Here is a 7679-nt window from a genome sequence, read left to right on the forward strand (position 1 = left end):
CCACCGGCGTCGCCCACCCCTCGCGGCGTTCCCGGCTGCGGCCGGTCAACTTCGCGCCCGTGGTACGCAGGTGAGGGCAGCGGGCCCGGCGGACGCGTGGCCGTACGGTGGAAAGGTCGTACGACGCGGGTGTGACAGGAGGTCCCTCCCATGGCCCGAAGCTGCGTAAGGTGCTTGCAGACACGAACGGCGAAAGGCCCTAGGGGAGGGGAACCAGGAATGGACGCCAACGAGAAGGAGGCGTTCCGCGTGGGTGCCGCCGTCCGCAGGCGCCGCCGCACGCTGGGACTCACCCTCGCCAAGGTCTCCGCGCGCAGCGGGCTCTCCGTGCCCTTCCTCAGCCAGATCGAGAACGAGCGGGCCCGGCCGAGCGAACGCTCGCTCCAGCGGGTCGCCGACGCGCTGGAGACCACGGCCGTGGAGCTGCTGGCCGTGTCCGACACGGGGCGCACGGTCGACGTGGTCCGCGCCGACCCCGCCGCGGGGGCGGCCCAGGAGCCCGAGCCGCAGATCCGGGACCTGGTGCGCGGACACCACCAGCTGCACGCCATGGAGTTCACGGGCGAGCAGGAGACCGGGCGCGAGTTCCAGCACCGCAACGACGAGGTGCTGTACATCGCCGAGGGCGCGGCCGAGGTGGAGGCCGAGGGCCGGGCGTACCGGCTGGGCCGTGGCGACAGCCTGTTCCTCTCCGGGGGAGTGCCGCACCGCTGGCGTGCCACGGTGCCAGAGACCCGGATCCTGGTCGTCGCGGTCGCCGAACACGTGGACGCGACCGCCGACCCGCGGCGCCCGGAGCACTGACGCGGGCGATGCGACGGGGGCGGCCGCCGGAGTGCTGCCCTGCTGCGCCCCAGCCGGCCCGTTGCTCCGGCTGCCGACCCGTTGGCCGCCTGCCCGCCCGCCTACCGTCGTCACCCGAGTCCGGCCCGGCCTCCGCCGCCGGACTCTAAAGTGTCCGGATGACCCACACCACCCCGCCCGGCTGGTACCCGGACACCGGACGGCCCGCCACCGAGCGGTGGTGGGACGGCGCCGACTGGACCGTGCACACCCGTCCGCACGAGGCCGTTCCGCGGCAGCCCGGACCCATGCGGCCGGAGGCTGAAGGACTCGGCGCGCAGCCCGGGGGCCAGCACGCCGTCGGCCGCCGACCCCTCGCTGCTCGTGGACGAACTGAACGGCGTCACCCTGCCCGTCCCCGACGGCTGGGAGAAGCCGACGAGCACGGTCGACGACGTGACGACCATGCGGACCGGCCACGCCTACGACTGTCCGGGCGACCCGGCCTCGTTCTGCTACCACGGCACCGTCACCTCACGTACCGCCGACCGGACCGATCTGCCCTCCGCGGAGGCCGTGGCCAAGGCCGACATCGAGGACGCCGCCGACAGCGCGTACGACCGGGATCTCGTGGGCGACCTCAACTACGACGGCATCACCTCGCACACCCGGCTCAAGTCCCGGTCCGTGACCGTCGCCGGCCGCACCGGCTATCTGGTCCTCTGGCGGGTCAGGACCGGTGCGGGGCCCGGCGGTTACGTCCAGACCGTCGCCTTTCCCTCGCCCGTCGGCTCCGAGTCGATGGTGGTGGTGCGGTTCGCCTTCGACGCCGGATCCGCAGGGCCGCCGCTCGGCCTCATGGACACCGTCACCCGCGGGATCCGCCCCATCGGTGACGCCACCGGCGGTGGCGTGGGCAGCAGCATCGGCCACTGACCGGCGCGGCAGGCCCTACGCAGCACATCGGCCACTGACCGGCCGGGCAGCCCTACAGGAAGCCGGGCAGGAGCCGGGCAGGCCCCCTACAGGAAGGTGTGCCCCTCACCGCGGTACGTCGGCGCCGTGCCGGTCACCCGGTCGCCCTCGACCAGCTGGAGTGCGTCGAACCGCTCGCACAGCTCACCCGCCTTGGCATGCCGGAACCACACCTTGTCCCCGATCAGCAGATCGTCGGCGGGCGAGCCCAGCAGTGGCGTCTGGACCTCACCCGGCCCCTCCTGCGGGTCGTACCGGAGGCCCTCGGGAAGGTACGGAACCGGCAGCCGGTCCGGGCCCGCCGCCCCCGACGCCGGGTAGCCGCCGCCGAGCACGGTCACCACACCCACACCCGGCCTGCGCACCACCGGCAGGGCGAAGAGGGCCGCCGGACGCCCGCTGAAGGAGGTGTAGTTGTCGAAGAGCCGCGGCACATAGAGGCCGGAACCCGCCGCGATCTCGGTCACCGCGTCCTCGGCCGCCGTGTGCTGGACACTGCCGGTCCCACCGCCGTTGACGAACTCCAGATCCGGCGCCACCGCCCGCACCGCGCGCACCACGGCGGCCCGCCGGACCGCCAGCTCCCTGCGGGCCGCCGACTGCATCAGCCGCACCGCCCGGGAGCGCAGCGGGCGTCCGGCGACGGAGTCGCCCACCCCCGCGACATGCCCCTCGTACGCCATGAGACCCACCAGCCGGAACCCCGGACGGCGCGCCACCGACCGGGCCAGCTCGGCCAGTTGGGCCGGGTCGCGCAGCGGCGACCTGAGCGCCCCGATCCGTACCCGCCCGCCGAGCATCCGCAGTGAGGTGTCCAGTTCCAGACAGACCTGGATCTCCTCGCGGCCGCCGTCCCTGGCGCCGTCGATCAGCTCCAGCTGGGCCGGGTCGTCGACCATCACGGTCACGGCGGCGGCGAGCTTGGGGTCGCCCGCGAGCTCCGCGTAGCCCGCGCGGTCGGCCGACGGGTAGGCGAGCAGCACGTCGTCGAAGCCGGACCGGGCCAGCCACAGCGACTCCGCCAGGGTGAAGGACATCAGCCCGGCGAACCCGTCCCGTGCCAGCACCCGTTCCAGCAGTGCCCGGCAGCGTACGGACTTGCTGGCCACCCGGATCGGTTTGCCGGCCGCGCGGCGGACCAGGTCGTCGGCGTTCGCGTCGAAGGCTTCGAGGTCGACGATGGCCAGCGGGGCATCGAGAGCGGCGGTGGCCCGGTCGTACCGGGTCCGGTCAGCAGCACGGGGCGTCATGGCGGAAGCCTGCCAGACATGATTACCGGAGGGTAGGGGGATGTTCTGGGCAGATGCCGCGTGCGCACCGTCCGGGTCCCGCAGGCCGCCTGCCAGCCCGTAGAGTGACCGACGGACCCGCCGGGAAGGCGAATTCGGGCGGACGCACAGGGGGGCGGATGAGTACCGGAGCGCGACGTGCCCCCTTCCCGTCCTTCCCGGCCCACCCGAAGGAGCCGCCGCCCGCGCGGCCCGGCCCGGGGAAGCCCCCGTCCGAGGCTCCGACCGAGACGACCACCCGGCTGCGGCCCGTCGCCGCCGCACCCGAGTCCGCCGAGTCCCCTGCTCCTGCTGCCTCTTCGCAGCCCGGCGGGGCGCCCGCTGGATCTCCGGCCGGGCCGATCGCGGCTTCCGCCCCCGCGCCGCCTCTCCCGCCTGCCGCCGCACCGGCCGTCCCGCCTGTTCTACCTGCCGGAGCCCCGCCTGTTCCGCCTGCCGGCGTCCCGCCGCGGCCGACCGCCCCACCGCCCGCGTTCCCGCCCCGGCCCACCACGGCGCCCCCAGTGCTCCCGTCACGGCCCGCCGCCGCGCCGCCTGCCGTCCCGCCCCGGCCCGCCGTGCCCCCGGCCGTCCGTCGCAGACCGGTCGGCGCTGTCGATCTCACCCCGCGGCCCGGCGCGGGGCCCCCGGCCGCGCACCCGCAGCCGCCTGCGGCCACGGCCGAGACGCCTGTGGGGACCACCACCCGGCTGCGGCCGGTCCCGGCCCGGCACCCCGCCAGGGCCGCCGCCGCAGCGGCCGCCGTGGTCCTGGGGCTCGGGCTGATCGGGGGCGCGGCGGCCGGGAGCGCGCTCAGCGGCGACAGCGCGGCGGCCGGTCCCGGCGACGGGTTCAGCGCAGCCCGTGCCCTGTGGCACAGCACCCCCGTCGACACCCTCTTCCCGCCGACGCTCAAGGGCACCGGAGCGGGCCCCGGCGGCGCCGACCGCACGTGGACCAGGGTGGGCGTCGCCCCGGACAGCACCTGCACAGGACGGCTCGACCCCATGCTGCTGCGGGCGCTCCAGCCGGTGGGCTGCGACAGGCTGGTGCGTGCGACGTACACCGATGCCACCAGCAGCAGTGTGACCACGGTCGGGATGGTCTTCACCGAGGCGGATCCGGAGGCGATGACCGCTCTGCACCGCCGGTTCACCGACGAGGGGCTCGGCCGGCGCACCGATCTGATGCCCGGCACTTACCCGGTGAAGTCCACACCTGCCGCTTCCTTCGGCGACCGGCAGCGGGCGAGCTGGACGGTGAGCGTCCTGACGGACGCGCCGGTCGTCGTGTACGCGGTATCGGGGTTCGCCGACGGACGCCCGGTCACCGATCCACAGCCCGCCGCCGTGGCCATGGAGCAGTCGCAGACCACCGACGCGGCCCAGGCGGGACTCGGCCACGAGGCCAAGGGCATCGAGGAGCGTGTCGAACGGGCCCTGCGCAAGAACGTCGCCGCCACCACGAAGCCCTGAGCACCACGGCGCACCCGCACTACCGCGCACCCGCGCCACTGACCGCCGAACCACCGCCCCACCCGCCCGCCCGCACGGCACGGAGAAGCCCTGAACCGCACGGAGAACCACATGGGGAACCGCACGGACCACATGGGGAACCACCCGCAGAATTACCCCGAGAACCGCACGGAGGAGCACCGATGAGACGCCGGGTACCGACCGTACTCACCGCCGTGCTCAGCGCCGCGGCCTTCACCGTGCTGCCCGCCGTGCCCGCCCGCGCCGACTCCATCCGCGCCCAGCAGTGGGAGCTGGCCGCCATGCACACCCAGCAGGCATGGCGTACGAGCAAGGGCCGGGGCGTCACCGTCGCCGTGCTCGACACCGGGGTCGACAGCGCCAACCCCGACCTCGCGGGACAGGTGCTCCCCGGCAGGGACCTGATCGGCTTCGGCGCGAAGCAGGGCGACCGGTCCTGGGCCCGGCACGGCACCGCCATGGCCGGCATCATCGCCGGTCACGGCCATGGGCCCGGCCAGGCGGACGGTGTACTCGGCATCGCACCCGAGGCGCACATCCTGCCGGTCCGGGTGATCCTCGAAGGCAGCGACCCGGAGATCAAGAAGGCCCGTGCGTCGCGCGGCGGCGCCCTCGCCACCGGGATCCGCTGGGCCGCCGACCACCACGCCGATGTCATCAACCTCTCGCTCGGGGACGACAGCGCGTCCGCCCGCCCGGAGCCGGGGCAGGACGCGGCTGTCCAGTACGCGCTGTCCAAGGGCGCCGTCGTCGTCGCGTCGGCGGGCAACGGCGGCGAGGACGGCGACCACATCTCCTACCCGGCCGCCTACCCCGGGGTCATCGCGGTGACCGCCGTCGACCGTTACGGCACCCACGCCTCCTTCTCCACCCGCCGCTGGTACGCCACCGTCAGCGCCCCCGGCGTCGACGTCGTGATCGCCGACCCCGACCGTAAGTACTACGAGGGCTGGGGCACCAGCGCGGCATCCGCCTTCGTCTCGGGCGCGGTGGCACTGGTCCGGGCCAAGTACCCGGACCTCACCCCCGCGCAGATCAAGAAGCTGCTGATGGACACCGCCCGCGACGCCCCGCAGGGGGGCCGCGACGACTCCCGCGGATACGGCATGGTCGACCCGGCGGCGGCGCTCGCGGCGGCGGCGAAGCTCGCCCCGGCGCAACTCCGTACGGAGGCCGCCGGATACGGGAAGAGGTACTTCGGGCCGGGCCCGGACACCGAGCCCGGCGGCGGAGGGGCCGGTGCCTGGGCGGTCCCGCTCGCGGGCGGCGCGGGGGTGCTGCTGCTGGCCGGGGCTCTGGTGCTGTGGCGGGGAGGCGCGCCCAGGCGTCCGCGCGGCGCCGGTCCCGGCGGGTTCCGCCGGCCGCTGTGACGGCGGCCGGCACCACCGCCCCCTTCGCGCCGCCGTCTTCTTTCCCGCGCCGCCGCACCTCCACCCCGTGACCGCGATCCCCGCCGGTATGGCCGGAGCCCCCCAGCCGGGTGCGCGGTGGAGCGGTTCCGCCGGGGTACTAGGCTCAGGGCGTGGCGCTCAAGAACATCCCGGACCCCGGATTCTCCGACGACGACGGCACCGCCGACCCCCGGCTGACCGCGGCACTCGCCGCCTGGTCGCAGGAGAGGGCGGCCGAGCCGATGGTGCTCGAAGCGCTGAAGGACGCCCGGCTGCTGGTGCCGGTCGTCGCGATCCTGGGGGAGGCCGAGACCGGCGAGGACGGACTGCGCCGCGAGAAGTCCAGCGACATGGCGGTCCCGACGCTCCAGGCCGGTGACCGCAGGGCGCTCCCGGCCTTCACGTCGACCGCGTCGCTGGCCCGCTGGGACCCGCAGGCCCGCCCGGTCGCCGTACCGCTCCACCAGGCGCTCCAGGCCGCCGCCCATGAGCGTGCCGACACCCTCGTACTCGATCTGGCGGGCCCGGTCCCGTACGAGCTGAAGGGCGCCGCGCTGCTCGCGCTGGCCGAGGGGCGCACCAGCACGGATCCGCTGGACGACCCGGCCGTGGTGGAGGCGGTACGCGACGTCGTCGCCGCCCACCCGGATGTGCTCCGCGCCCATCTCGGCCCGGGGAACGCGGACGGCACCCTCGCGCTGGTCCTGGCGCCCGGCGCCGACCGGTCCGCGGCCACCGACATCGCCGCCGGGCTGGCCGCCCACGAGGTGCTCAGGGCCCGGCTGGTACGGGGGCTCGACCTGGCCCTGCTGCCCGCCGCGGCGCCCGCTCCCAACACCCCGCTCTTCGCACGCTGACCCGGCCCGCGGAGTCCCCGGGAGGCAGTCCGGGCTCTTCCGACGAATAATTGCGGAGAAATCCGACAATCTTCGTGAGGTGTGAGCTATGGAGACGACGGAGACGCGGAGGATAGCCGCGGAGTTCCTGGGGACTCTGCTGCTGGTGTTCATCGCGGTGGGATCCGTGGTGCTCGCCAGCGAGTACATCGGTGCCTTCGGCATCGCGCTCACCTTCGGCTTCACCATGCTGGCGCTCGCCTACTCGCTCGGTTCGATCTCCGGCTGCCACATCAATCCGGCCGTGACGATGGGCATGCTGCTCGCCGGGCGCATCGACGTACGCAGGGCGGTGGAGTACTGGATCGCGCAGTTCCTCGGCGCCATCGTCGGCTCCGCGCTGCTCTTCCTGCTCGCCAAGCAGGTGCCGGGCATCAAGACGGACGGCCTGTTCGGCAGCAACGGGTTCGACAGCCGCTCGGCCGTCCACATCAATCTGGGCGGCGCCTTCCTGGCGGAACTGGCACTGACCTTCGTCTACGTCTTCGTCGTCCTGGCCGTGACCCACAAGGTGGCCGTCGTGGGCTTCGACGGGCTGCCCATGGGCCTGGCGCTCGCCGGGGTCCATCTGATCGGCATCCCGCTCACCGGCACCGGGGTCAACCCGGCACGGAGCCTCGGCCCGGCCCTCTTCGCGGGCGGCGCCGCACTCTCCCAGCTGTGGCTGTTCATCGTGGCGCCGCTGATCGGCGGGGCGCTCGCGGCGTACGCGCACCGGTTCACCCACCCCGTGGGGCTCGCGCACGCGGACGTCGAGGTCTGACGGCTCAAGGTCTGACGGTTCGAGGTCCGACAGCTCCAGGTCTGAAAGCTCTCCGTCCCGCTTCCCGGCCCGGACCGGCCGCCGGTGTTCCGGCGTCCGGACCGGGC

The 7679-nt window shown here is 74.4% G+C and carries 6 protein-coding genes and 1 pseudogene; 6 read left to right on the forward strand and 1 reads right to left on the reverse strand.

The window, feature by feature from the left end; translation table 11 throughout:
- The first annotated feature begins 219 nt into the window (after positions 1-219).
- Positions 220-804, forward strand: a complete 585-nt coding sequence (locus tag ACFXBC_RS34300; protein ID WP_385033762.1) for a cupin domain-containing protein — start codon at positions 220-222, stop codon at positions 802-804.
- A 158-nt stretch (positions 805-962) separates the two neighbouring features.
- Positions 963-1719 (forward strand): annotated as a pseudogene (locus ACFXBC_RS34305) (DUF2510 domain-containing protein).
- A gap of 86 nt (positions 1720-1805) precedes the next feature.
- Here ACFXBC_RS34305 and ACFXBC_RS34310 read toward each other — a convergent pair.
- Positions 1806-3008 (reverse strand): amino acid deaminase/aldolase, encoded by a 1203-nt coding sequence (locus ACFXBC_RS34310; RefSeq protein WP_385033765.1) that lies wholly within the window; start codon positions 3006-3008, stop codon positions 1806-1808.
- Positions 3009-3718: 710 nt separating this feature from the next.
- On the opposite strand from ACFXBC_RS34310, the gene ACFXBC_RS34315 reads away from it, so the two are divergent.
- From ACFXBC_RS34315 to ACFXBC_RS34330, 4 genes are all read left to right on the forward strand, one after another.
- On the forward strand, positions 3719-4501 hold the full coding sequence (locus tag ACFXBC_RS34315) for a hypothetical protein (RefSeq protein WP_385033768.1): 783 nt from the start codon (positions 3719-3721) through the stop codon (positions 4499-4501).
- Positions 4502-4683: 182 nt separating this feature from the next.
- Entirely contained in the window at positions 4684-5892 is a 1209-nt protein-coding gene (gene mycP / locus ACFXBC_RS34320) for a type VII secretion-associated serine protease mycosin (protein ID WP_385033771.1), read from the forward strand.
- 152 nt (positions 5893-6044) lie between these two features.
- Entirely contained in the window at positions 6045-6770 is a 726-nt protein-coding gene (locus ACFXBC_RS34325) for an SseB family protein (protein WP_385033774.1), read from the forward strand.
- An 88-nt stretch (positions 6771-6858) separates the two neighbouring features.
- Complete coding sequence (locus ACFXBC_RS34330; RefSeq protein WP_385033777.1) at positions 6859-7572, forward strand: MIP family channel protein; 714 nt, start codon at positions 6859-6861, stop codon at positions 7570-7572.
- Positions 7573-7679 lie beyond the last annotated feature (107 nt).

This window comes from Streptomyces sp. NPDC059398, from assembly GCF_042751845.1.
Lineage (GTDB): Bacteria > Actinomycetota > Actinomycetes > Streptomycetales > Streptomycetaceae > Streptomyces.